Raw genomic sequence first — 24,834 nt, 5'->3', positions numbered from 1 at the left:
ATTGATAGAAGTGGGGGCAATAGCGAGATGAAAAGACATACCGGAGTTCAGCACATTCGCCACGTACTGCTCAGCATCTTTTTGGTAAGTATGCTAGCTGTTTTGGCAGGCTGCGGGAGCACTGCCAATCAGGCGCAGCAGACACAAGCACCTGCTGCAACAACGCCAGCAGCAACTGAAGCACCGAAAGACGCAAGCACCCCAGCACCAGCTGATGCTGGCGGGACTCGCGAGATCAAGCATGCCATGGGCACGACCCCAATCACAGGGGAGCCCAAGCGCGTAGTCATTTTGACGAATGAAGGAACAGAAGCTCTGCTCGCACTCGGCGTAAAGCCAGTCGGAGCCGTACAGTCGTGGGAAGGTGAGCCTTGGCACGACCACATCAAGGCTGAGATGGATGGTGTAGAAGCGCTCGGTTACGAAGACCAACCGAATCTGGAAGCGATCGTCAACCTGAATCCAGATTTGATTATTGGCAACAAAGTACGTCATGAGAAAATATACGATCAGCTGTCCAAAATTGCGCCAACCGTATTTTCCGAAGAGCTGTCTGGCAGGTGGAAAACCAACTTTGCCTTGTATGCCGAAACCTTGAACAAAAAGGTAGAGGGCGAAAAGGTCATGAAGGAGTTCGATGATCGCGTAGCTGCTGCTAAAGAAAAGCTCGGTCCGAAGGCTGCAATGAAGGTATCCATAGCCAAGTTCTCCAAAAAAGGCGTCCAGATTTATCAAAAGGATACGTTCAGCGGTGTACTGTTTGAACAGTTGGGCGTAGCGCGTCCGGCATCGCAGGATGTCAATAATTTTGCGGAGCTTTTGACAGAGGAAGGCATGTCCGCGATGGATGGCGATATCTTGTTCTATTGGGTTTCCGAGGCAAAAGGCTCTACGGAGATCACACAGATGGCGAAAAAATGGATGGATAGCCCGATCTTCAAGTCTCTGAACGTAACAAAAAACAATCAAGTATTCCAGGTAAACGAAACGATCTGGAATACAGCAGGGGGAATCAAAGCGGCAAATCTGCTGCTGGATGACTTTATGAAGCGTCTTGATGTAAAGTAACTCGGATAGTGGTATGCCAAAAGGATTTCATCTGTTAGCTGGATGAGGTCTTTTTCGTATTTGGCGGGATTGGTCCTCGTGATTTCTGTTTTTTTATGTGATTCTACCGTTTTGTTCCTGTAGGATAGAGAAGTAGAAAATCATTATGGAGGAAGAACAGAAATGAACATTGAACAAGCTTTATTCGAAGCGGCAGTTGAGCTGATCCAAAAGAGATATCCTACCGGCTGGGGTGGCGCAGCAGCAATGTACACAGAAGACGGAACAATTCTGACAAGTGTAGCGCCAGAGGTATTGAATGCTTCGACCGAATTATGTATGGAGACAGGGGCGATCTGTGAGGCGCATAAGCTGCAAAAGGTCGTAACGCATACGATCTGTGTCGTTCGTGATGACGAGAATGCAGCATTTAAAATATTGACGCCATGTGGAGTATGTCAGGAGAGACTCTTTTACTGGGGCTCAAAAGTAAAAGCAGCCGTCTATGTGCCAGAGGGTGGACTCGTGTATAAAACGCTTGCCGAGCTGCAGCCTTTTTATTGGTATCGTGCGTACAACCAGAATCAATAGAAATTGGCCACAGGATCACGTACAATAAAAGTAATTTTCTACCAAAGGAGAATGCTATGACAGCTAACAACCAAAGCTTATTTCGCGGTGAATTCCTTCGCTTTACAGCGGCATATCCAGGTGATGCCGATCAAATGGCGCGTTTTAGTGAGGACTTCGACTATTTGCGCAGGCTGGATTCAGATTTTGCGATTCCTCAGCAGCCGTCTGCTTTTGCACCCCAGAGCACCCGCAGCTCAAACAGTGTCGAGTTCATGCTGCGTCCACTAGAGGACGATCGGCTGATTGGCTTTGTCGCTCTATTCAAAATCGAGTGGAACAACCGCGCTGCTCATATGGCAATGGGAATCGGCAACCCGAGTGACCGGGGAAAAGGCTACGGAGTCGACGCATTAAAGATGCTCCTCCGCTACGCTTTCCATGAATTAAACCTAAACCGCGTCGGACTCGACGTCATCTCATACAACGAGCCAGCCATCCGCGCCTACACCAAGGCAGGCTTCACCGAAGAAGGCAGAATGCGCTCCGCCGTCCTGCGCGAAGGCAAAAGCTACGACCGAATCATGATGAGCATCCTGGCAGCCGAGTGGGAAGCCATGCAAAAGAACTAACACGCAACTGTTCAGAAATCCCTGACCATCATAGATAGGTCAGGGATTTTTTCTTTTATTGTCACCCACTCTTTAAAAATGTCGGCGTACAGAAACAGCTGGCAGAGGAAAATGGAGAAAAAGCGAAGCTCTTTGGAACACCGGCCAAGGCGTAATGAAAAAAGAGAAACACGCCTTTAAGCGTCCACCCCTGAGACACCTCCTGAACCCTCCACTTTGGACGCGGTTTCGCTTTTTTCATGAAGCTGTCCAGTGAATCCTCCAAGCTAGTGTTCCAAGAAGCTGGAGCATTTTCTCCATTTTCCTCCCCACCCCCAAACCCACGCCGACATTTTTATCCCCCTAAATACTTGTTTAACCATGACACTTGTCATACCCTCGACTTGACGTTTATGACTACAGTAACCTGACTGAATTTTCTACAATAAAGATAGAAAATTGCGTCTGGCAAATCTGCCACCCGCGCGGTTCATATCGAGGAGGATACATGCAATGCACCAATCCAACATCGCTCATTTGAAAAAGAATGTTGCCCCCTTTGAAAAAACAGATACCAAATCAAGTATCAGACAGTTAATCAACACAATGGGTCCGCTGCTTTTGCTTTGGTATGGTGCGTATTTGAGCTTGTCTGTGTCCTACTGGCTGACACTCCCGCTTACCATCCTTGCAGCCGGATTCATGATCCGTACCTTCATTATTTTTCATGATTGCTGCCATCAATCGTTTTTTGCAAGCCGGTTGGCAAACGATATACTTGGAATCATCACAGGTGTCCTCACGCTATGTCCCTATGAGCAGTGGAAAAATGCGCATTCAATCCATCATGCAACGAGCGGCAATCTCGATAAGCGCGGAGTAGGCGATATTTGGATTATGACAGTAGATGAGTATTTGGCAGCCCCTTGGTGGCAGCAAGTTGCTTATCGGATCTATCGCAACCCAATTGTTATGTTTGGAATTGGCCCGATTTTTGTCTTTGTGTTTCAATATCGTTTTAATCGCAAAGGGGCTCGTCGCCGCGAACGGTTGAACAACTATTTGATGAATGTGCTGATTGTAGGCACATATGGGCTTATGATTTGGGCGATTGGCTGGAAAGCTGTTCTTTTGATACAAGGCCCGATCTTTTACATTTCTGGTGTAATGGGCATTTGGTTGTTTTATGTCCAGCATCAGTTCGAGGATTCTTACTTTGAAAATGAAGAGCAATGGAGCTATGTGAAAGCAGCTGTAGAAGGCAGTTCCTATTACAAGCTACCGAAAGTACTCCAGTGGCTGACAGGCAATATCGGCTTCCACCACGTACACCATCTGAGTCCAAAAGTACCGAACTACAACCTGGAAAAAGCACATAATGAAACGCCTCCCTTGCAGATGGCAACAACGATTACGTTTGCGAATAGCCTGATTGCATTGCGCTTTCGACTGTGGGATGAGCAGGGCAAACGCTTTGTCAGCTTTAAGGAGTTAAAGCAGATGCTTACTGACAAAGAGCCTATCATGAATGCACTTCATAGCCCCAAACCGAGCTTGGAAGGAAAATAGCTCTGCCATAAACCCTTCGATTCGGATACACTTAAATAACAGGGTGTAGAAAAAAGGTGGGCAGCCATGCAAAAGTGGTATCATATTCTCCATAAAAATACGGGCCTTAGCCCTTACGTCTGGGTAGTTTTTTACATACTACCCTTCTATTTTATTTTCCGGTCTTCCTCGACATATGAGATCGTCATCGGGATCGTCATGATCCTTGTGTTTTTTATTTGTTACGTGCTCTCCTTTCTTTCCAAAGGATGGCTGATTTACTTTTGGACGAGCTTGCAAATTATCATATCCATTGCCATGACCGTGCTGTTTGGCTATGTGTATTTCTCGCTCTTCCTGGCATTTTTCATCGGGAACATCCAAAACAAGATTGGCTTTATTACGCTATACACGATTCATCTGATCAGTACCGTCGTCACGATCAATATGGGCTTCATCGCGAAAAATTCGTCGTTTATCAACCAGCTGCCGTTTGTTCTCGTTAGCCTGATTGCCGTTATTTTGCTGCCAGTGACTACGTATAACTGGAACAAACGGGAGAAGCTGCAAGGTGAGCTGGAGCATGCAAACAAGCGGATTTCAGAGCTGGTCAAGCTGGAGGAGAGGCAGCGGATTGCCCGTGACCTACATGATACGTTGGGGCAAAAGCTTTCTTTGATCGGACTCAAGACCGATTTAGCCAGCAAGCTGATTACGAAAAATCCGACCCAGGCTCAGACTGAGCTGCAAGAGATCAGGCAGACAGCGCGAATCGCCTTAAAAGAAGTACGGGAAATGGTCACACAGATGCGCGGTACCCGGCTAGAGGACGAGATGTTTCGGATCACACAAATCTTAAAGGCAGCTGAAATTGACTTCGTACTAGAGGGCAATCCGAATCTCACCAATACCTCGCTAATGACAGAGAACGTACTCAGCATGTGCTTGAAGGAAGCGGTCACCAATGTCGTCAAACACAGCAGTGCCACCAGCTGCTCGATTTCAATCGAGCCATCGCGAACCGATCTGATCGTGCAGGTGAAAGACAACGGAAACGGAATGATTGAACATACCGTCTGTACCAAAGGAAACGGGCTGCGCGGGATGAAGGAGCGTCTGGAGTTTGTGAATGGCAGTATGGAGATCGTTTCATCGGAAAGCGGAACTACCATCGTCATTCGCGTACCAAATGTCTTCAAACAACCGGAAAAGGAGGCGGGAGCATGATTCGCATAGTGATTGCAGAGGATCAGAGGATGCTTCTCGGAGCTCTTGCTTCCCTGCTCGATTTGGAAGAGGATATGAAGGTCGTCGGTAAAGCAAGCAATGGGGAAGATGCAGTGAAGCTGGTGCATTTGCACAAGCCGGACATCTGTATCATGGATATCGAGATGCCAGTCAAAAGCGGGCTGGATGCCGCAGAGGAGTTGAAAGGCTGCGGCTGCAAGGTGATGATCCTGACGACATTTGCTCGCCCAGGCTATTTTGAGCGCGCGCTAAAAGCGGGTGCTAACGGATACTTGCTCAAGGACAGTCCGAGTGAAGAGCTGGCTTCCTCTATTCGCAGCATCATGGCAGGGCGACGTATTTACGCTCCGGAGCTGGTGGATGAGGCATACGGGCAGGAGAATCCTTTGACCGAGCGCGAAAAGGAAGTCCTCCTGTTGATTGCAGATGGCAAAAATACAAAGGAAATCGCCAGTCAGCTGTACATCACAACAGGTACTGTGCGCAACTATATTTCCGTCATTCTCGACAAGCTCGGTGTGAGCAACCGGATTGAGGCGATCATGCATTTCAAGGAAAAAGGCTGGTTTAAGTAACTGAAGAGAAAGCGACGAACCCCACTTCTGTTTTCGGCAGAATAGGGGTTCTTTTTTTGGGCATAAGAGCAATTTTTTTCAGAATAATCTGGACGGAATCAGAATACTGTGCTTAAAATAAAGCTACATGAGTTTGTAAAACCATTGGAGAAAGTAACTAACCAAACAGCAAAAGACAAAGAATGACCGGAAGGAGAGGTCGGTGATGGAAATGGACGAGTATGCGATTGGGCTAGACTTAGGTGGTACGAAAATCCTTGCGGGATTGGTAAATAGCGAAGGTCACATTATCAGTCAGGCACAGCTCCCTACTGCTTCGGAGGATGGAGAAAAGGCTGTAATCGAGCGGGTACTGGCTGCGATTGAGTCTGTCATGGCAGGCAAAAACGTAAACCGCAGACGCGTGCGTGGTGTAGGGATCGCCTCTGCAGGAGTGATCGACAGCAAAAAGAATGAAATCATTTTTGCCAGCAATCTGGGCTGGAGCAATGTCCCGATTGGCAGGCTGATTGAGGACAAATTCAATCTCCCTGTCCGCTTGATGAATGATGCCAATGCTTCTGCGGTTGCAGAATGGATGTGGGGAGCAGGCAAAGGCACGGCAAACATGATTTATGTAACCGTCAGCACAGGTGTGGGAGCTGGCATTATTAGCGATGGCCGCCTGCTATCGGGAGTTGACGGGAGCGCTGGTGAGTTCGGGCATATTTCGATTGATTGGAATGGACCGCTCTGCCTTTGTGGGAACCGGGGATGTCTGGAGAATTACTCTTCTGGCAACGCTATCGAAAATGCAGCGCGGATGGCACTTGCCAAGGGAGATGCCACAATTGCTGGCAGTCTGCTACAAGACAGCAAAGACCTGGCAGCCAAGCAAATAGGGGAAGCAGCATTGCGTGGGGACCATTTTTCGATCGACATTTTAAAGCGGGCAGGGTTTTATTTGGGAATAGGAGCGACAAGCTTGATCCATTTGTTCAACCCAGAGGTGATTGTTTTTGGCGGTGGAGTCATGAACACAGCTCCGATCATTTTGCAGGAGATTGAAAACAGTGTTCGCGAGCGGTGCATCCCGGGTATGGCAAACCAGGTGCGCATTGAGCTGAACAGACTGGGTACTGAATCGGGTGTTGTTGGGGCGGCAGGTCTCTTATTTTCGGAATGGGAGCACGAGCGAAAACTTCAAACTTTATAACGAAATGCTTATTGCAAAGATTAAGATTATTTTGTATCATTCAATTAATAACTCCACTGAAAAAACTAACTAACCAAGAAATTAGATAAGTAGGAGGCAAAGCATGAGCAAAGTGAAGGTTGCGGTAATCGGCGCGGGCTCTATTTCGGACATGCACTTGCAATCGTATCAGCATAACGAACGAGTAGAGCTTCATGCCGTTGTTGATTTTAACGAAGAACGAGCAAAGGAAAAGGCGCAAAAATTTAACGCCAAAACGTATTACAGCAATTTAGAAGATGTGTTTGCAGACAAAGAGGTAGAGGCCGTAAGCATTTGCACCTGGAACAACACACATGCGGAAATCTCGATTGCAGCGCTGAAGGCGGGCAAGCACGTACTGGTCGAAAAGCCTTTGTGCACCTCAATTGAAAGCGCTCTCCAAATCGAGGAAGCGGTAAAAGAAAGCGGCAAGATCCTGCAAGTCGGATTTGTCCGCCGCTACGATACGAATGCCCAATTGCTCAAGCAATTCATCGATGCTGGCGAGCTGGGAGAGATTTACTACGCCAAAGCATCCTGCTTGCGCCGGTTAGGAAATCCGGGCGGTTGGTTCGCGGATAAGGAAAGATCCGGCGGAGGGCCACTGATCGATCTGGGCGTGCATGTTATCGATCTTTGCTGGTACCTGATGGGCTGTCCCAAAGTCAAGACAGTCAGTGGGAATACATACAACAAGCTGGGGAATCGCGCCAACGTCAAGAACCTTTCCTTTTACAAAGCAGCAGATTACGATCCTACCCAAAACACGGTAGAAGATATGGCAAACGCGCTCATTCGCTTTGAAAATGGAGCATCGCTGATGGTAGATGTCAGCTTTACGCTTCACGCCAAAAAAGAAGAGCTGTCGGTCAAGCTGTATGGCGACAAGGGCGGTGCAGAGGTAGAACCGGAGCTGTCGATCATATCTGAAAAACACGATACGATCCTGAACATCAGCCCACAGCTGGATAAGCTCTCCTTTGATTTTAAACAAGGCTTCCAAAACGAAATCGATCACTTCGTTGCATGTGTTCTCGGCGAGAGAGAGACGCTCAGTCCGGTACAGCACGGGGTAGAGATGATGAAAATCCTGTGTGGAATCTACGAATCAGCGCAAACCGGCAAAGAAATCACATTTTCGTAACTAGCCGGGGAAAATGAGTCCAGGGACATCCAGATTGCATCTATCAGATAAAAATTGTAAGGGGGATTGGGTCGTGAAAAAAGTGTCTTATTTGCGAACAGCATCTGTATTACTTTTTTCAGTAGCTTTACTATTTGGGTGTTCCAGTGGCAACAGTGGCACAGGCGGAAACACAGGAGGTACTTCTGCTCCGCCAGCTGCCAACTCAGGTGAGACGCCAGCAAAACAAAAAGAACAGCTGGTGGTGGCAGTCAACGAAAACTTCATTACGATGGACCCGCAAAATACAGGGGATGCCCTGTCAAGTGGGGTACAGACCTCCATGTTTGAGGGCCTATTGATTTACGACAAAGACTTGAAGCTGATACCGGGACTTTCGACTGAATATTCGGTGAATGATGATGCAACCGAATACACATTCAAGCTGCGTCAAAACGTCAAGTTCCATGATGGTACGCCGTTCAATGCCCAGGCAGTCAAAATCAACTTTGACCGCATGAGCAACCAAGAAAACAATCTGCGTGCCTATCGCAACTACAAGTACATCAAAAGCACAGACGTCGTAGACGATTACACCGTAAAGGTGACGCTGAACCAACCGTTCAGTGCCATGATCAACAAATTCACGACGGGAATCATCAGCCCGCAAGCACTTGAAAAATACGGCAAGGACATCGCGAAAAATCCGGTTGGTACTGGGCCGTACAAATTCGTGGAATGGGTACAGGGCGATCATTTGAATGTCGAGCTGAATCAGGATCACTGGGATAAAGGTGCTGCCAAGGTTGCCAAAATCACCTACAAGCCAGTACCGGAAAATGGCTCCCGCGTAGCGATGCTCAAAACGGGAGAGGCTGACGTCATCTATCCGCTGCCGGAGCAACAAGTAGAAACATTGAATGGCGCAGACGGAGTCAAGGTAGAGCGTACACCTTCTACGATCACCCGTTATGTTTCCATCAATATGCTGAAAAAGCCGTTTGACGATCCACGTGTGAGAGAAGCCATCAACTATGCGGTAGACAAGGATGCCTTCATCAAGGTTGTAAAAGCAGGATACGGAGCGAAGCTGGAATCCGTCATGTCCCCTACGATTGCTCATTACGCCAAGCAGGGCGTCTATGAATACAACATTGAAAAAGCGAAAGCATTGCTCAAGGAAGCTGGTTACGAGAATGGCTTCACGACCGATATCTGGGGCAATACCAACTCCGATACGATGAAGGGCATGCAATTCATCCAGCAGCAATTGCAAAAGGTCGGCATCACCGTTGAAGTGAAATCGATGGAAGAAGCGACGTTGTCTGATGAGATTTACGGCATTAAATCTCCTGAAGAAGCAAAAATGAACATGTGGTATGTAAGCTGGTCGTCCGCAGACCCGGATAACGCGATGCGCTCCCTGTTCAGCAGCGAGAACTTCCCGCCGGCTGGAGCCAACACTGCATTCTACAAAAATGATCTGGTAGACAAGAGCATCAAGGAAGCTACTCAGTCCTCTGACCAAGCGAAGCAAAAAGAACTGTATGGAATCGTACAGGAAAATGTATTTAAAGAAGCACCGTGGATTTTCCTCGCTGTCGATGAAATCTTGTATGGAAAACGCAGCAACGTAGAAGGTGTTTACATCACGCCAAGCGGCGGCATCTACGTAAGAGAAGCGGAATTTAAATAATACCAGAAAAGCAGCGTTGGGTCGTTGCCTGCTGCCCAGCGCTGCTTTACTTTTCTTATTTAGGAGGAACACAAAATATGTTCCGTTATATCGTGAAGAGGCTTATCGAGATCATTCCGATCATTTTCGTCGTGTCGCTGCTCATTTTCTTTTTTATTCACCTGGTCCCGGGTGATCCTGTCCGTCTGGCGGCGGGAAAGGACGCAACACTGGAAGAGATTACACGCGTTCGCGAGGAATTGGGACTGGATAAACCATTGTTAGTTCAATACGCCACGTATATGCAAAACTTGTTCACAGGCAATTTGGGTCATTCTCTAAAGACAGGACTTCCGATTAGCGATATGTTTGCGAATCGCTACATGATTACGATGAATTTGACATTTATGAGTTTAGGCTGGGCACTTGTTCTAGGATTGCTGATCGGTACCATTTCCGCTGTATTCCGCAATAAATGGCCCGATTACGTTGGGATGCTGACAGCGATATCAGGCATTTCCTTACCTGGATTTTGGCTGGGACTCATTCTTATACAGATTTTTTCCGTGCAGCTCGGATGGTTTCCGACAGGCGGAGCCGAAAGCTGGAAAAGCTACGTTCTCCCATCCCTTACATTAGGAGCGGGAATTATGTCGATGCTCGCCCGTTTTACGAGATCCTCGCTGCTCGAAACGTTAAAGGAGGATTTCATTCGAACCGGTCGGGCAAAAGGCTTGAAAGAATCGGTGGTTGTTCGAAAGCATGCACTGAAAAACTCCATGATCCCTGTCGTTACGATCGCTGGCTTGCAGTTCGGCTTTTTGCTCGGTGGGTCAGTTGTGGTAGAAACGGTTTTCAGTATTCCGGGTATGGGCCGCCTTTTGATCGACTCGATTGCTTTCCGCGACTACCCAGTTGTACAAGCGGTCATTCTGCTATTTTCGCTGGAATTCATTCTGGTGAATCTCTTAGTTGATATTTTGTATAAAGCGCTAAATCCTAAGATTCGCTATGAAAGCTAAGTAGAGGAGGAGACTGGAATGGAAGCAGTTAAAGAAGTGACCCATAACTCACAGGTCTCCATGGAAAAGAAAAGCTCCAGGATGAGTGAGTTTTGGACGAAGTGGAAGAAACAAAAAACGGCGTTTTGGGCTGGTTTTTTTATCCTCTTTCTACTTTTCATTGCGATATTTGGACCTTTGATTGCCCCGTATGATCCATATGAGCCGGATTACGATGCCATCCTGCAAACCCCTTCCAAAGCGCATTGGGCAGGAACGGATGAGTACGGCAGAGACATTATGAGCAGAATTATCGTCGGAACCGGAATTTCGCTCAGTGTCAGCTTTACCTCGGTTTTGGTCGGTGCAGTGATTGGAACGATTCTAGGCTTGTGCAGTGGATATTATGGCGGCTGGATAGATCGGCTCATCATGAGATCAAGCGACGTCATGTTTGCTTTCCCGGATCTGCTTTTGGCGATTGCCATCGTGGCGATATTGGGACCAGGCTTAACGAATGTGGTTGTAGCCGTAGCCGTTTTCAGTATTCCGTCCTTTGCCCGTTTGATTCGGGGGAACACACTGGCAGCCAAGGAAGCGGTATTCGTCGAGGCGGCGAGATCGATGGGGGCCAAAAGCAGTCGGATCATTTTTCGCCACATCTTTCCCGAAACCGTGTCCAGCATGATTGTTTTCTTTTCCCTTCGTATTGGTACGTCGATTCTGGCAGCATCCAGCCTGAGCTTTCTCGGATTGGGAGCAAAGCCGGAAAGTCCCGACTGGGGAGCAATGCTAAGTATGGGTCGTGATTACCTGGCTACCTCGCCTCACGTCGTCATGATTCCCGGTTTGGCGATCTTCCTGTCCGTCCTCGCATTCAATCTGGTTGGCGATGGCCTCAGAGATATCCTGGACCCGAAAACAAAGAACTAATCGAGGGAGTTGGGGCAGATGAGTGAAAACATCATCGAAGTAAAGCATCTGCAAACAGAGTTTACGAGAGACAACAAAAAGACAGTCGTTTTGGACAAGGTCAGCTTTCACATAAAAAAAGGAGAAGTGCTCGGGCTTGTTGGCGAATCGGGCTGTGGAAAGAGCGTGACCTCGCTTTCGATCATGCGCCTGTTCAAGGACACGACAGGCGAGATTACGAACGGTGAAATTACGTACAACGGGACCAACCTCTTAAACATTTCTGAAAGCGAAATGCGAAGGATTCGCGGCAAAGAAATCGCGATGATTTTTCAGGAGCCGATGACGTCGCTCAATCCGGTCATGAAGATCGGCGAGCAGCTCATGGAGTCGATTCGGCTGCATCTGGGCTATTCCGACAAGCAGGCGAGAGATCATGCGGTAAGTATGCTGACCAAGGTAGGGATTCCTAGACCTCAAGAGATTATTAATGAATATCCGCACCAATTGTCTGGCGGAATGAGGCAGCGGATCATGATTGCGATGGCGATGTCCTGTAGGCCGAATCTGCTGATCGCAGATGAGCCTACCACCGCACTGGACGTTACGATCCAGGCGCAAATTCTCGATGTGATGAAGCAGCTCCAAGTCGATGAGCATATGTCGATGCTGTTGATCACCCACGATTTGGGTGTCGTAGCCGAGATGTGTAATCGCGTGGTTGTCATGTACGCAGGGCGAGTCGTTGAAGAGGCATCCGTCTTTGAATTGTTTGATGACCCGAAGCATCCGTATACAAGAGGCTTGATCGGGTCTGTTCCCAAGCTCGGTCAGAAGCGGTCCCGACTCGATTCCGTTCCTGGTAATGTGCCGAATCCGAATCAGATGCCAAAAGGCTGCAAGTTTGCTCCGCGCTGCAAAGATGTCATGCCTGTCTGCTGGGAGGAAGAGCCTGCGATCACCACTACAGGTCCAGAACGTTTTTGTCGCTGCTGGCTGTATCGCGAGGAAAGTAGGGATGTGCATGTCTAAGTCACTGGTAGTCGTTGACGGTATCAAAAAAACGTTTCCGATTGATAGTGGTTTTCTGGGGAGCAAGAAAAGCGTAAAAGCCGTTCACAGTGTTTCCTTTGAGATCAAGGAAGGCGAAACATTCAGTCTGGTCGGTGAGAGCGGCTGCGGCAAGTCTACCACGGGTCGGTTGGTTACGCGTCTTTTGACCCCCGATGAAGGGAAAATCTGGATCAACAATGAAGAAATCTCGAAAATGAATGAAAATCGCCTGCGCGAGGTGCGCAAGCAGGTGCAGATGGTTTTTCAGGACCCGTATGCCTCGCTCAATCCCCGGATGAAAATTCGAGATGTAGTGGGAGAGCCGCTGATCATTCATACCAAGCTATCTATGGCTGAACGAGAAAAGCTCGTTTCTGAAATGCTGGAGGTCGTGGGATTAAACAGCTACCATGCTGACAAATTTGCTCATGAATTCAGCGGAGGGCAGCGGCAGCGGATCGGAATTGCACGTGCACTCATTTTGAAGCCAAGGCTGATCGTCGCGGATGAGCCGGTGTCGGCATTGGACGTTTCGATTCAGTCGCAAATTTTGAATCTGCTCAAGGATTTACAGGAAGAGTTTCACTTAACGTATTTGTTTATCTCCCATGACCTGAGTGTCGTTGAGCATATTAGCGATAAAATCGGCGTCATGTATTTAGGCTCGCTGGTGGAATCAGGACCGAAGGAGTCGATTTTTGCGAATCCTCAGCATCCGTACACCAAGGCGCTGCTCTCGTCCGTACCGATTCCTGATCCACGTGCAAAAAGGGAACGGATTATTTTGCAGGGGGATGTGCCAAGTCCGGTCAATCCACCATCGGGCTGCTCGTTCCATACTCGTTGTCCATACAAGATGGATATTTGTACGAAAACGGCACCACCGCTAAGGGAAAGTGCCGAGAGTAATCATTTTGTCGCATGTCATCTGTAAAGAACGTGACAAGTTGATCGGCGATCGCACACGGCATGACGGACGTCGGTCCTCTAAGCGGCATCCTCGACAATAGACGGTTTCATCATTCTACTAAGTAAAAGGAAGGGTTCCATGCGTAGGACGGGTGATTTAAAGCTAATTCAAGAATTGAATCGATCCATCATACTAGATACGATCCGTCATTACGGCCCCATTTCCCGGAGTGAAATAGCAAAGCGGCACAAGCTGAGTCCTACCACAGTGACGTCAGCTGTCAGCGAATTGATTCGCGATTCGCTCGTCAGTGAGGTGGGAACAGGAACGTCGAATGGGGGACGGAAACCGATTTTGCTTCAGTTTTCCCCCGATAGTCATTTTTTGATCGGAATCTCGATTAGTGGATCTAAAATTACCATCGCGGAATTGAACCTAGAAGCAAAGGTCCGTAAGAAGGAAGCTTATTCGATCAAGGCATATCAAGGTGATAGTGTCATCGCGTATTTGCTACAAATCATTGAGCAATTCGTTCAGCCCTATGAGAGTCTGCACAATTGTGTTGGCATTTCGATCGTCACACAAGGGATCGTGGATTCAGACAACGGGGTGATCCGCTACAATCCAAAGCTGAAATTAAAGGATACGCCAGTGAGAGAGATCGTAGAGAGCCGCTTCCAAATCAAAACCTGGCTCGACAACGATACGAACGCCTACTTGCTAGCAGAAAAAAACATCGGTGATTTCAATCATTATCAAAACATGCTCTACGTCACGATTGGAGACGGACTTGGTTCGAGCATACTGGTCAACGGCTCCATCTATCGTGGGTATGCCGGAGGTGCAGGAGAATTCGGGCATACCACGATTGATCGGGCTGGTGTTCGCTGTGATTGCGGGAATATTGGCTGTCTTGAAAATTATGTGAGCTGGCCGGCGATTTACTCCAAGCTGTTGTCAGGGGTGGCGAAAGGCAAGGAAAGCTGCATCATGGAGCTGGCCGAGCAGGACATCAATCGCATTTCCTCCAAAACGTTTCGCCAGGCACTGGACCGACGTGATCCGCTTGCCGAAAGCATTTTGGAAGAAACAGCTTCGTATTTGGCAACAGGCTTGGTCACTCTCGTTCATCTGTTTAACCCTGAGGTCATCATTCTTGGGGGAGACATCGCTTTAGAAAATTCACTGCTGATTTCCAAGGTCACGGAGTATGTCAACGAATATGCACACGGCATTTTGACAGAGGGACTTGCGATTCGTCCCAATTCACTCGGAGAAGATGTGGAAGTGGTCGGAGCGGCCGCAGTTTTATTGCAGGATCGCTTTCACTTTTCGCTATAAAAGGTTGTACCAACAGGCGATCAAAACTTGTGTGATCAACGAAAGGTGGGAAGCTCATGGTGAAAGTAGTTGTGGCTGGACCACGGGAGACTGGTAACAGGTGCCAAGAGGCGTGGTCCGAGGTCAAGGCCGCAGAGATAGTAGGCTATGCAGACAGTTTGGCAGTGCTTCGGGAACTTCTGCAGGAAAAAGAAGTCGATGTCGTGGACATTCTTTCATCTGTAGAGGCATCTGCCGAATGGATTGCGCTCGCTGCCAAAGAAAAAAAGCATATCATCTGTGGTGCGGGCGGGCAGCTTGGGCATGTTGCCCTTCGAAAAGCTAAAGAACTGTGCAAGGTGCGTGAGGTACAGCTGGTGATCGGCAGCAGCTTGCGGTTTTCACCGGAATACGTGCAGGCTCGCGATCAGGTCCGACAAGGCGCGATTGGAAAGCCAGGTGTCATTCGTGTCCGCAGAAGCGCTCCTGCTCCTGAAGCGGGAAGTACCAAGGGTTGTATTTTTCACGAGCTGGGCGTAGCGGAGTTTGATTGGCTGCGTTGGACGTTTGGCGATGTGGTACGTGTTATGGCTAGACGAGTCAAGCATACGGACGATTCTGGTCAAGAGCTCGAATACGCGCTGGTCATGCTGAGAATGGAAGATGGCACGATTGCACATGTGGAGCTTTCATGGGCAGAGGATGCTGAGCGAGCGGCTTTTGAAATAACCGGTGACGCCGGCATGATCCAGCATGACAGCCATGATAGTCAGCCGATCTTATGGCAAACGAATAAACGTCTGGAACAAAAAGTGCCCTGCCGGGAGTCATTTGCTCATCTGGCTCAAATGGAGCGCGAGCGAAGCTTTAGAGAGCATGTGGTTTCTTGCCTATCCAAGCATGAGCCTCTGGCTATTTCGCCAGAAGATATTCTCCAGGCACAAAAAATCGCGCAGGCTACAAGGCAATCTGCTGAATCGGGACAACCGGTCCAGCTCATGGACGGAGGTGACTCCCTATGAAGGTCGGAATCATCAGCTTTGCACATATGCATGCGCACAGCTACGCCACTTATTTGCAGAAGCACCCTGATGCTTGCCTCACCGCCATTTGGGATGGAGACATAGAGCGGGGACAACAGACGGCAACTACATATCAGGCCGATTACTATGAGGATTTGCAAGCCTTTTTGGAAACAGATATCGAAGCAGTCATCGTCTGTTCGGAAAATGCGAAGCACAAGGAGCACGTGATTGCGAGCGCCAAAGCAAAGAAACATATTTTATGTGAAAAACCGATTGCGACCGAAGTAAAGGATGCAGAAGAAATGATCCGTACGTGCAAGGAAGAAGGGGTCATTTTGCAAGTAGCTTATCCAGTCCGGTTCGCACCAGTGATGGAACAAGTGAAGCAAATGCTTGATGACAAGGCAATTGGAGAGGTAATCGCCATCGATGGTACGAATCATGGGCAGATGCCTGGTGGATGGTTTATAGAGAAGGAACTGTCTGGAGGCGGAGCGGCTACTGATCATATCGTGCATCTGATGGATCTCGTTCGCTGGATGCTTCGGGATGAAGTGAAGAGTGTATACGCTGAGCTGGATACCCGATTTTATGATATCGATGTAGAAGATTGCGGGATGGTTTCTCTGGAATTGGAGTCCGGAGTCATCGTGACGATCGATCCGAGCTGGTCGAGGCCAAAGACATTTCCTACGTGGGGCGATGTGACCATGCATATTATCGGGACAAAAGGAACGTTGTGGGTCGATGTGTTTAAACAGCATGCCCTCTACTATAATGATCGCGGCAATAAATGGCAGCATCTGCCATGGGCAGTAGATATGGATGAACGGCTGATCGCAGACTTTGTTCATTGTGTTCAGGTAGGACGGGCACCATCGATTACAGGAGAGGATGGGCTGCGCACCTTGGAGGTTGTCAAAGCCGCCTATGAGTCCAATCAATCCAAACAAGCTGTAACGATCATGAGGCTGCCCCTCTCCTAAAGCTTCTCTACACGGGAAGGGAGGGATCGAGTCGAATACGGCGCAGAAGATGGCAGAACGATTCACAACAAAACAAATAATGAGGTGGATGAAATGAAAATTGGACTGAGCACGTATAGCTTATTGACTGCAATCAGAGCAGGTGAGATGAACGTACTGGATGTTGTGCAATGGATTGCTGACAATGGCGGCGAGCATATGGAGATCGTGCCGTACGGCTTCACACTGGTCGATAACTACGAATTGGCTGATGCTGTTCGTGAAAAGGCCAAGACGGTAGGGATTGAGCTGTCCAACTACTCGATGCCAACGAACTTCATTCAGGAAAGCGAGGAAGCTTTCGAGGCTGAGGTAGCGCGTGTGAAGACGCATGTGGACCTTTTGAACCGTATGGGCATCAAGCATATGCGCCACGATGTTTCCACGTTTACCGTTCCTGTGGAGCAAACCACCATTGAGTACTTTGAAAACAATCTGGATGTCATGGTCGAAGGAAGCCGTCAAATTGCCGATTACGCTGCGCAGTTCGGAATTACGACGACGATTGAAAACCATGGCTGGCTCGTCCAGGCGAGTGACCGTGTGCAGCGTGTACTCCAAGCGGTTAACCGTCCGAATTTTAAAACGACTGTAGATATTGGAAACTTTATGTGCGTCGACGAAGATTCTTTGGTTGGTGTGAAGAAAAATCTGCCGTACGCATCGCTTGTTCACTTCAAGGATTTTTACTTCCGTCCTTATTACAATGAGCCAGGTGGCGGAAAATGGTTCAAGACCGTTAACGGCAATTTCTTGCGCGGAGCGATCGTGGGCCAGGGCGATATCAATATTCGTGAAGTCGTCAAGCTGGTCAAAGAGTCTGGCTACGATGGCTATATCACTGTTGAATTCGAAGGGATGGAAGACTGCCGGGAAGGCTCTAAAATCGGCATGGACAACCTCCGACGTTTTTGGGATGAAGTGTAGCTAGATGATCGGGAGAAGCATTGCGATAGTAGTTCGCGATGCTTCCTTTTCTATTTTATTTGCATCAAAAAATGCCGGTTTTGCAGGAAAGAAGGTATTGTACAGCCATGTCGTTCTCCTGGAAAAGAAATCTCGTTGTACTGTGGATCGGTGTATTTTTCTGTAGTACCGCTTATTCTCTGTCGATCCCTTTTTTACCGCTATTCCTGTATAACACTTTGGGTGTTCATGAAAATTTGGAAGCCTGGTCGGGAATTTCCTTTGGCATCACGTTCTTGACAGGGGCGTTCATCGCACCGTATTGGGGATCGCTTGCAGATCGGTATGGGCGCAAGCTGATGATGATTCGGGCAGGCTTTTGTCTCGTTCTGATTTATACGCTGTACTACCTGGTTACCGATCCATACGTCTTTTTAGGTGTCCGCATGCTGGAGGGGTTATTGGCTGGCTTCGTTCCTTCTGCCATCGCATTGGTTGCCACCAATACGCCAGAGGAGCAGGCTGGCTACGCCTTGGGCATTATGGCGACAAGCGGAGCGACAGGAGGAATTGTCGGACCGTTGGTGGGGGGAGTCGTCAGCCATTTGTGGGGCAATCGCGAGGCTTTTCTTTTTTCCGCGTTGCTCGTTTTGATAGCTGCTCTGATTGCGACCTTTTTTGTCCGGGAGGTACACGTTCGATTAAAAAAGCGCTCTTCGGTACGGGACGACTTGCGTGTGGCGCGAATGAATCGTCCTTTTATGCTCGTGCTTGGACTCAGTATGATGGTGACTGTTTCCGTTATGCTGCTCGAACCACTCCTAACCGTGTACGTTCTCCAACTGGGTGCTTCAGAGCAGGATGCTTCGCTTAGCTCAGGGATTATTTTTTCGGCAATCGGGATTGCGACGGTACTCGCTGCTCCGCGTTGGGGGCGGGTAGGGAGCAAGATCGGCTACACAAAGATTTTGTTTTTCGGATTACTGGGTGGTGGAATAGGCAGTGTGCTGCAGTTCTTCTTTACAAATCTGTACGGGTTTGGCATATTGCGCTTTTTGTACGGCTTGTTTTTTGCGGCTGTCTATCCGGCGATCAATGCCCTGATCGTCAAAGTAATTGAGCCCGATTTTCGCGGGAGGGCGTTTGGGTTAAATCAGTCTGCCATGCAGTTTGCCAATATGATCGGCCCGGTTTTGGGCGGGTTTCTCGGTGGAATGATCCCGATTCGTGTCATTTTCATCATCAATGGCGCGGCCCTTTTGCTGACGACCCTTTTTATTAAAGTGAAACAACTGGATGAGACTGCCTTCCACAAAAAAAGCATCGAGGGATAGGCTGGAAATCGAAAATTTGTACACTTGCCTACGGGACTCCTATCTATAGGTACATATACTGTAGGGTACCTACTGGAGAATACCTCAAGCTAAAAAGAAGGAGAGGTTACCCGTGGCAATTGGACAGATGACGAGGGTGAGCTTGCCATATCCCTCGACCTGGGAAGTACAGGCTAGATTTGGCGGTAGACCTACGTCTCTTGGAACACTCGTCATTCACAGCGTCAGTGGTAACAGGGTAAGTGGAGCAGTCAGCTTTCGCAGAGAATTTATTCCGATCCAAGGCTTTTGGGATGAGAGAACGAGACAGCTGTCGTTTGAATCACCGTATGCTACGTTCGTCGGCACTCTGGCTTTTCGAGATGATCCGCAAATCAGTCTTCGCCACTATGTGCTGCATGGAAACGTGCGGATGAAGCCACCCTCTATACGAGCAGGCGAGACAGGCACGTGGACGGCTACAACCAATACGCGAATGTGCTAGTACAAAAGGTCTCATCCGAGAGAGGATGGGGCTTTTTTGTTTTTGTCCATGAGTTTTATTACAGCGATTGGGAAATGATGAAAAAGGAACTGTCGCTTCGACCATCATCAAAACAGGGGGAAACTCGCTTGGAATCGACGCCGAATCAACATATTACACTGCATGGCTTTAATAACCTGACCAAATCATTGAGCTTTAATATGTACGATATTTGTTATACAAAAACAAAAGAAGAACGGGAAGCGTATCTCGAATACATAGATGAACAGTACAATGCGGAGCGCTTGACCCATATATTAAAAAATGTATCGGATATTATTGGGGCACACGTCCTCAATGTTGCCCAGCAAGACTACGTGCCACAGGGGGCAAGTGTAACTTTTCTAGTGTCTGAGGGTCCTGTGGTTGAGGTGCCGACAGAGTCTTATGAAGAGTCACCAGGTCCTTTGCCAGACAATGTGGTCATGCAATTGGACAAGAGTCATATTACGGTTCATACGTATCCGGAGTACCATCCCAATGTGGAAATCAGTACATTTCGTGCAGACATCGATGTATCAACCTGTGGTGAGATTTCGCCGCTCAAAGCGCTTAATTATTTGATTCATTCTTTTGACACGGACATGATGACGATTGATTACCGCGTGCGTGGCTTTACCCGAGATATTTATGGGCATAAGCTATTTATTGACCACGACATTAGCTCGATCCAAAATTACATCCCTGATGAAGTGAAGGAATTGTTTCATATGATCGATGTAAACGTGTACCAAGAAAACATCTTTCATACAAAGTGCAAGCTGAGGCAGTTTGACTTGAACAATTATTTGTTTGGCTATACAAAAGATAAGCTAACACCCGAGGAGCAGCGAGAAATAACAGAGCGTTTACATATGGAAATGGATGAGATTTATTACGGAAAAAATATGGATCGAAACTAAGAGTCTTCTTCTCATGGGTTTCTGATGATGAAGTTGAAAAAATCTTCGAAGCAGCAAAGGAAAAAGCTAAGAAGAATTGAACATTCTAATAACATTGTGATGGCGAGCCAATTAGGTTCGCTATTCCTATTCTGGGGAGGATGATTCATATTAACGTGCGCAAACTGTTTCTGTTAATTCCCCTTGTTGTTGGTTTACTAGCATGCTCTGCTGAGAATGTTAAAACATCCAGCGAACTCGGGGAAAAGAAACTTAATACGACAACTTCGATGATTGACTACAAGAAAAAGTCCGAAATTATACAACGAATAAAATCTCCTGAATCAATACTATCTATTTTAATCCAAAAATTGGAATCTGAATGGCCAGCGCTCTTTACTGTGAAAACAGAAGAAGATTTATTACAAAGATATTCTTTTATCACTTGGCATATACTTCCCGAAGCTAAACGCCGTTTGCAAAAGAATCTCTCAACACTTCATCCAGAATATCAGGAGTATATCAAGTTATTAAAAGAAGGTGTGCTGCCGGCAAAGGAATATACGGTAACAAATATTTCAATTGATAAATACAGTAGTGAAAGTATAACTGTAACAGCTCAGTATGAACTATTACTACAAAACGGACAGATTAAGAATATGAAAGTCTCCATGACGGGTGACACGAACTTTGAAAAATTTAACCAGCGTTTCAACACTTCTGAGGGGGAACTATTACCCGATCCTGCTACTAAAGAGGAGGAAAATGCCCGAGATTTCATCTTTTCTGTGCTAACAACTGATGAAGTAAGAAAATTGTCGCTAGAAGAGCTCTTTACGTTATTTGAGCAATAGATTACAAGAACAAATATACTCATGTGGGCGGATCAACTACCATCTATAACAACCTGGCACACACTCGCTTAGAAAATCCCAGTAAAATGAACTATAGATTTCGAGTCATCTGCGTGCTTGTTTTTTTGCGGAGCAGAAGCATTACAGGCATGAAGGCGACGAGGAAACAGCAGGCGGCGAAAAGTGGGAGCACCGACCATTCCAAGACGGCACGTCCGAGGAACGTTTGCCAACCGATTGCCACTAAACCGATCAAGTATGTGATCCCTGTCAAATGAATGAATCGATGGCAAGAAGGATACACGCGCTTTTTGCGTTCACATAACCAAGCGACAAAAGGAACTGCTTGCAAAGCGTGAAAACCAACCCCGTGGAGCCAAATGATATTCCCATGCTGTCCGACAAATCGCCCAGCGTTGAATGAAATCCAAACGCCTGCCGCAAATGAAAGCATGATTGCAATCATGGCATAGCGGATGCCCATCACGAGCTTTGGCTGTAGTGTATAAGCTTTTTTGCGGAAATACTGAACGGCGAGAAATCCATAAAAGAGGACCAGAAGAAGGGCAACAAAAGTAAAAATGGAGCCGACCGCTACATCAAAAGGGGTGCCATTTCTGACGAACCGCGGATCTACTCCGCGAAAGTTTTGCATCGTCTCTGCTCCATAGGAGTAAAGGGCAAGCAAAATATAAGACCAGCGAAAGAAAGCCCTGCTTCTCGTTCCTAGTGAAGAAAACGGTATGATTGCAGCGGTAGACAGTAGAAATACGCCGAGAGCGGCATTGAACGAAAACGCTTTCGATACATCGCCTTTTGGAGCTACGAATCCTCCATACAGCATAACCCATATGGCGCATACGCCTGCAAGCAAGAAGCCGAGAAGTCCAGTAAGCACTAACCATTTTTCACCCTGAAAAAATTTGATGGGCGGATGCCCAGCCAAGGATTGATTCTTCAAGTAAGTTTCCCCTCTCTATAAAGTTTTGGTATTCCCACTCTCACTTTACAGGGAGGAAACATAGGTAAAAACAGGCAGAAGATTGAACTCAAAATCGGTCCGTGGACTGATTTGTTCTCTGACCGTGGAGGGAAGAATCCCCAGCGTTCTAGCTGCATATGTAGCACCTGACAAACAAAAAGGATAGAGCCGCAGAGATAATCTGACGACTTTATCCTTTTTCAATCATTATTTCCCGCCAGCACTGGTCAAAGCATCAATCATTTCCTGATAGCCGCGTTTTTTGGCGTGCTGCAGAGGGGTGACTCCGTCGTTATCAGCGAGATTCACATCGGCTCCGTGCTCGATCAAAAGCTTGACGATAGCCTGATGATTTTTTCCTCCGTCTCCCAAAATGACGGCTTCAAGTAATGCGGTCCAGCCAAGGTTGTTTACATGATTTACATTTACGTCAGAGGTGGTTAGAAGCTCTCTGACAATCTCCACGTGCCCGCGATCAGCGGCAGGGATGAGGGCGGTTCCACCAAAACGATTCGTAATGGTCGTATCGGCACCTGCTGCAATCGCTGCTTTTACAAAGTCGAGCTTGCCTTCTGCTCCGGCGTAGAGTAGTGGATTATCCAAGCGGTTGTCCCTGATGTTGATATTCGCACCGTGCTGGGCCAGAAACGTAAACAGCGCTAATTGGTTCGTGTGTACAGCGATCATGGCAGAGGTACAGCCTCTTTCATCTGTTGCATCAATATCAGCGCCATCTGTGAGTAGCTTGGTGATCGCTTCCTTGTCTCCCTGATCTGCAGCTGTTAATAAAGCGTGGTTCATCTCATTCATTTCTTTGTTCACCGCTTGGGTTGCTTGCTGCTCCGAGTTTGATAGAAAAGTATCCATACTAGGCTCACATCCAGCCAGAGCGATAGCGATGGCCAAAAGGCTAACGCGCAGCAAAGCGAACCAACACCTTTCTCGTAGATTCAAAAGCCCCATCTACTTACGAGGTTATTCTACAGTCAGCTCGGTTTGGGACTTGCCAGCCCAATCACCAACCGGAGTTACCGTATAAGTAGTACCTGCTGTCAGTTTACCATCTTGAGTCAGATCAAACACTCCTACAGCACCTTTGCGGCTGGAGAATTTATAGGTAGCGATCAGTTTCTGACCGTCTGCGCTAGTCAATTCTACACTGCGGCCGGAGAACAGCTCGTCACCCGGGTCCTCAGACAAAGTCACGCTGATGGAGGTTTCACTAAGCGCTTCTGCTTCGGTCAATTCCAATGGAGCGATTTTCTCGGCTACGAATGTCGGATTTGCAATTTCTGCCCAATCGGAAGTAACAGTGTACGTAACCCCTGGTGTCAGGACTTGACCCTCAGGCAGGCGGAATTTCGGTTCTTGCTTGCCGTCAGTCGATTGTGTGAACGGCACGTATTTACCAATGATTGGCTGACCGCCAGCGGGTGTGATCGTTACTTGACGTGCTTGGCCGGAAGAGATGATTTGATAGGTCTTGCCGTCCGCACGGTTGTTATCGTCGAGAACAAATGCATTGGCTCCACGTCCACCGCTGTATGCCGCGATGATATAGCCATAGTCCACAACGCCATTTTCTTTAAGCGATTCCAGCTCGAATGTGTCATAGGAGACTTGTCTAGCTTCTGTCATGTCTAGCTTGGTTGCATTGCCTACAAACGTACCAGCTTTTTGACCTTTATAGGTCAGGGTGTAGGTGGTTCCCGGTTTTTGGACAGAGGTAGGAACGATGTACGTATTGGTCGAGCCTGTTTTCAGGCGAGGCATGTTGGTCAATGTCAGTCCATCAGTAAACACGAAGTCCTCTTTTGCTTTGGCGAACACTTCATTTTCAGCTGTCAATGGAGCATCGAATGTCATGATCAACGTGATGTCATTGATTGCACGAACGCTTGTGATTTTTGCGTTTGCGGAAGGGATTGCTTTGTGAGCTGTTTTCAACAGGAATGCGACCTCACCGCGAGTGGCGTTGCTATCTGCTGCATAAAAGCGCTCCATCCAGTAGTTCACGGATTTTGCATCACGCTTCAACGCTTTGGATATGATTTGAACCAGTTCTGCATCTGTCACAGTTCCACGAGGGTCAAAGTTCCCGCCATCAGCCTGCATGATGTCTTGTCCGACCAGCTCAGCTGCATATTTGTAGTACCATGCATTCTGGTTTACATCAGAAAAGCTAGGGAGCTTCTCTGCTTTGCCCTGCAAGCCGAATGTCAGGACGACCATTTTGGCTAGCTCTGCACGCGTAATTTGATTGTGAATTCCCATGGAGCGGTCTTGATAGCCTTGCAGCACGCGGAGCTGGGAAAGCTCGCTTACGGCTTGCTGGATTTCTTGTGCAGTCAGTGGAGCTGCTGCAGCGGATACGTTTTGGGCTGCCAATGGAAGGGATGCTGTACCCAGTACAGTCGCGAGCATCAGCGTAGCTAGTTTATTTGAAACCTTATTCATCAAAAAAGCCTCCTTGTGATCAACAGGTATGGTAGTTG

General features: G+C 47.8%; 24 protein-coding genes. 21 read left to right on the top strand and 3 right to left on the bottom strand.

Features of this window, described 5'->3' with window-relative positions:
- Window positions 1-27: 27 nt before the first annotated feature.
- The 21 genes from SB752_RS19640 to SB752_RS19540 all read left to right on the top strand — a co-directional run bounded on the left by SB752_RS19640 (window position 28) and on the right by SB752_RS19540 (window position 21,357).
- Entirely contained in the window at window positions 28-1,068 is a 1,041-nt protein-coding gene (locus SB752_RS19640; RefSeq protein WP_410717259.1) for an ABC transporter substrate-binding protein, read from the top strand.
- A gap of 162 nt (window positions 1,069-1,230) precedes the next feature.
- Window positions 1,231-1,638: a cytidine deaminase gene (locus tag SB752_RS19635; RefSeq protein WP_289138503.1), complete on the top strand. Its 408-nt coding sequence runs from the start codon at window positions 1,231-1,233 to the stop codon at window positions 1,636-1,638.
- 56 nt (window positions 1,639-1,694) lie between these two features.
- Window positions 1,695-2,249 (top strand): GNAT family N-acetyltransferase, encoded by a 555-nt coding sequence (locus tag SB752_RS19630; RefSeq protein WP_410717258.1) that lies wholly within the window; start codon window positions 1,695-1,697, stop codon window positions 2,247-2,249.
- 492 nt (window positions 2,250-2,741) lie between these two features.
- A complete protein-coding gene (gene desA / locus SB752_RS19625; protein WP_410717257.1) occupies window positions 2,742-3,797 on the top strand; it encodes a Delta(5) desaturase DesA in 1,056 nt (351 codons plus the stop codon).
- A 66-nt stretch (window positions 3,798-3,863) separates the two neighbouring features.
- Window positions 3,864-5,003, top strand: a complete 1,140-nt coding sequence (locus SB752_RS19620) for a histidine kinase (RefSeq protein WP_410717256.1) — start codon at window positions 3,864-3,866, stop codon at window positions 5,001-5,003.
- Window positions 5,000-5,599 carry a response regulator transcription factor gene (locus SB752_RS19615; RefSeq protein WP_049736718.1) on the top strand — a complete coding sequence of 200 codons (600 nt, stop codon included), beginning with the start codon at window positions 5,000-5,002 and terminating at the stop codon, window positions 5,597-5,599. Before SB752_RS19620 ends, SB752_RS19615 begins: the two co-directional genes overlap by 4 nt.
- Before the next feature lie 205 nt (window positions 5,600-5,804).
- Window positions 5,805-6,794 (top strand): ROK family protein, encoded by a 990-nt coding sequence (locus SB752_RS19610; RefSeq protein ID WP_410717255.1) that lies wholly within the window; start codon window positions 5,805-5,807, stop codon window positions 6,792-6,794.
- A gap of 103 nt (window positions 6,795-6,897) precedes the next feature.
- Window positions 6,898-7,959, top strand: a complete 1,062-nt coding sequence (locus SB752_RS19605; protein ID WP_410717254.1) for a Gfo/Idh/MocA family protein — start codon at window positions 6,898-6,900, stop codon at window positions 7,957-7,959.
- Between the two features lie 73 nt (window positions 7,960-8,032).
- On the top strand, window positions 8,033-9,634 hold the full coding sequence (locus SB752_RS19600) for a glutathione ABC transporter substrate-binding protein (protein WP_410717253.1): 1,602 nt from the start codon (window positions 8,033-8,035) through the stop codon (window positions 9,632-9,634).
- 77 nt (window positions 9,635-9,711) lie between these two features.
- Entirely contained in the window at window positions 9,712-10,635 is a 924-nt protein-coding gene (gene nikB, locus SB752_RS19595) for a nickel ABC transporter permease (RefSeq protein ID WP_103107897.1), read from the top strand.
- 18 nt (window positions 10,636-10,653) lie between these two features.
- Window positions 10,654-11,547: an ABC transporter permease subunit gene (locus SB752_RS19590; RefSeq protein ID WP_410717252.1), complete on the top strand. Its 894-nt coding sequence runs from the start codon at window positions 10,654-10,656 to the stop codon at window positions 11,545-11,547.
- 18 nt (window positions 11,548-11,565) lie between these two features.
- Entirely contained in the window at window positions 11,566-12,558 is a 993-nt protein-coding gene (locus SB752_RS19585; protein ID WP_410717251.1) for an ABC transporter ATP-binding protein, read from the top strand.
- Window positions 12,551-13,513 carry an ABC transporter ATP-binding protein gene (locus tag SB752_RS19580; RefSeq protein ID WP_410717250.1) on the top strand — a complete coding sequence of 321 codons (963 nt, stop codon included), beginning with the start codon at window positions 12,551-12,553 and terminating at the stop codon, window positions 13,511-13,513. Before SB752_RS19585 ends, SB752_RS19580 begins: the two co-directional genes overlap by 8 nt.
- A gap of 114 nt (window positions 13,514-13,627) precedes the next feature.
- Entirely contained in the window at window positions 13,628-14,830 is a 1,203-nt protein-coding gene (locus SB752_RS19575; RefSeq protein ID WP_410717249.1) for an ROK family transcriptional regulator, read from the top strand.
- Between the two features lie 56 nt (window positions 14,831-14,886).
- A complete protein-coding gene (locus tag SB752_RS19570) occupies window positions 14,887-15,831 on the top strand; it encodes a Gfo/Idh/MocA family protein (protein ID WP_410717248.1) in 945 nt (314 codons plus the stop codon).
- A complete protein-coding gene (locus tag SB752_RS19565) occupies window positions 15,828-16,820 on the top strand; it encodes a Gfo/Idh/MocA family protein (protein ID WP_410717247.1) in 993 nt (330 codons plus the stop codon). The genes SB752_RS19570 and SB752_RS19565 overlap by 4 nt, the downstream gene beginning before the upstream one ends.
- A gap of 93 nt (window positions 16,821-16,913) precedes the next feature.
- A complete protein-coding gene (locus SB752_RS19560; protein WP_410717246.1) occupies window positions 16,914-17,786 on the top strand; it encodes a sugar phosphate isomerase/epimerase family protein in 873 nt (290 codons plus the stop codon).
- 107 nt (window positions 17,787-17,893) lie between these two features.
- Window positions 17,894-19,099 carry an MFS transporter gene (locus SB752_RS19555; protein ID WP_410717245.1) on the top strand — a complete coding sequence of 402 codons (1,206 nt, stop codon included), beginning with the start codon at window positions 17,894-17,896 and terminating at the stop codon, window positions 19,097-19,099.
- Between the two features lie 112 nt (window positions 19,100-19,211).
- Entirely contained in the window at window positions 19,212-19,583 is a 372-nt protein-coding gene (locus SB752_RS19550; protein WP_410717244.1) for a hypothetical protein, read from the top strand.
- A gap of 128 nt (window positions 19,584-19,711) precedes the next feature.
- Complete coding sequence (gene speD, locus SB752_RS19545) at window positions 19,712-20,524, top strand: adenosylmethionine decarboxylase (RefSeq protein ID WP_410717243.1); 813 nt, start codon at window positions 19,712-19,714, stop codon at window positions 20,522-20,524.
- A 140-nt stretch (window positions 20,525-20,664) separates the two neighbouring features.
- A complete protein-coding gene (locus SB752_RS19540) occupies window positions 20,665-21,357 on the top strand; it encodes a hypothetical protein (protein ID WP_410717242.1) in 693 nt (230 codons plus the stop codon).
- Window positions 21,358-21,448: 91 nt separating this feature from the next.
- Here the strand turns inward: SB752_RS19540 and SB752_RS19535 are convergent, their stop codons facing one another.
- The 3 genes from SB752_RS19535 to SB752_RS19525 all read right to left on the bottom strand — a co-directional run bounded on the left by SB752_RS19535 (window position 21,449) and on the right by SB752_RS19525 (window position 24,796).
- Window positions 21,449-22,318: a hypothetical protein gene (locus SB752_RS19535; RefSeq protein WP_410717241.1), complete on the bottom strand. Its 870-nt coding sequence runs from the start codon at window positions 22,316-22,318 to the stop codon at window positions 21,449-21,451.
- Window positions 22,319-22,546: 228 nt separating this feature from the next.
- Window positions 22,547-23,263, bottom strand: coding sequence for an ankyrin repeat domain-containing protein (locus tag SB752_RS19530; protein WP_410717240.1), 717 nt, complete (start codon window positions 23,261-23,263; stop codon window positions 22,547-22,549).
- A gap of 51 nt (window positions 23,264-23,314) precedes the next feature.
- Window positions 23,315-24,796, bottom strand: coding sequence for an S-layer homology domain-containing protein (locus SB752_RS19525; RefSeq protein ID WP_410717239.1), 1,482 nt, complete (start codon window positions 24,794-24,796; stop codon window positions 23,315-23,317).
- Window positions 24,797-24,834 lie beyond the last annotated feature (38 nt).

Source organism: Brevibacillus sp. SIMBA_040 (assembly GCF_046535075.1).
Taxonomy (GTDB): Bacteria; Bacillota; Bacilli; order Brevibacillales; family Brevibacillaceae; genus Brevibacillus.
Note: the sequence above shows the minus strand (reverse complement) of the source record. Positions and strands in the feature narration are given on the sequence as shown.

Coding starts and splice junctions, on each gene's coding strand:
- SB752_RS19525 (WP_410717239.1), bottom strand. CDS start 24,796: ATGAATAAGGTTTCAAATAAACTAGCTACGCTGATGCTCGCGACTGTA.
- SB752_RS19590 (WP_410717252.1), top strand. CDS start 10,654: ATGGAAGCAGTTAAAGAAGTGACCCATAACTCACAGGTCTCCATGGAA.
- SB752_RS19570 (WP_410717248.1), top strand. CDS start 14,887: ATGGTGAAAGTAGTTGTGGCTGGACCACGGGAGACTGGTAACAGGTGC.
- SB752_RS19630 (WP_410717258.1), top strand. CDS start 1,695: ATGACAGCTAACAACCAAAGCTTATTTCGCGGTGAATTCCTTCGCTTT.
- SB752_RS19575 (WP_410717249.1), top strand. CDS start 13,628: ATGCGTAGGACGGGTGATTTAAAGCTAATTCAAGAATTGAATCGATCC.
- nikB (WP_103107897.1), top strand. CDS start 9,712: ATGTTCCGTTATATCGTGAAGAGGCTTATCGAGATCATTCCGATCATT.
- SB752_RS19580 (WP_410717250.1), top strand. CDS start 12,551: ATGTCTAAGTCACTGGTAGTCGTTGACGGTATCAAAAAAACGTTTCCG.
- SB752_RS19565 (WP_410717247.1), top strand. CDS start 15,828: ATGAAGGTCGGAATCATCAGCTTTGCACATATGCATGCGCACAGCTAC.
- SB752_RS19560 (WP_410717246.1), top strand. CDS start 16,914: ATGAAAATTGGACTGAGCACGTATAGCTTATTGACTGCAATCAGAGCA.
- SB752_RS19615 (WP_049736718.1), top strand. CDS start 5,000: ATGATTCGCATAGTGATTGCAGAGGATCAGAGGATGCTTCTCGGAGCT.
- SB752_RS19635 (WP_289138503.1), top strand. CDS start 1,231: ATGAACATTGAACAAGCTTTATTCGAAGCGGCAGTTGAGCTGATCCAA.
- SB752_RS19555 (WP_410717245.1), top strand. CDS start 17,894: ATGTCGTTCTCCTGGAAAAGAAATCTCGTTGTACTGTGGATCGGTGTA.
- SB752_RS19605 (WP_410717254.1), top strand. CDS start 6,898: ATGAGCAAAGTGAAGGTTGCGGTAATCGGCGCGGGCTCTATTTCGGAC.
- SB752_RS19610 (WP_410717255.1), top strand. CDS start 5,805: ATGGAAATGGACGAGTATGCGATTGGGCTAGACTTAGGTGGTACGAAA.
- SB752_RS19540 (WP_410717242.1), top strand. CDS start 20,665: ATGATTCATATTAACGTGCGCAAACTGTTTCTGTTAATTCCCCTTGTT.
- SB752_RS19585 (WP_410717251.1), top strand. CDS start 11,566: ATGAGTGAAAACATCATCGAAGTAAAGCATCTGCAAACAGAGTTTACG.
- desA (WP_410717257.1), top strand. CDS start 2,742: ATGCACCAATCCAACATCGCTCATTTGAAAAAGAATGTTGCCCCCTTT.
- SB752_RS19620 (WP_410717256.1), top strand. CDS start 3,864: ATGCAAAAGTGGTATCATATTCTCCATAAAAATACGGGCCTTAGCCCT.
- SB752_RS19640 (WP_410717259.1), top strand. CDS start 28: ATGAAAAGACATACCGGAGTTCAGCACATTCGCCACGTACTGCTCAGC.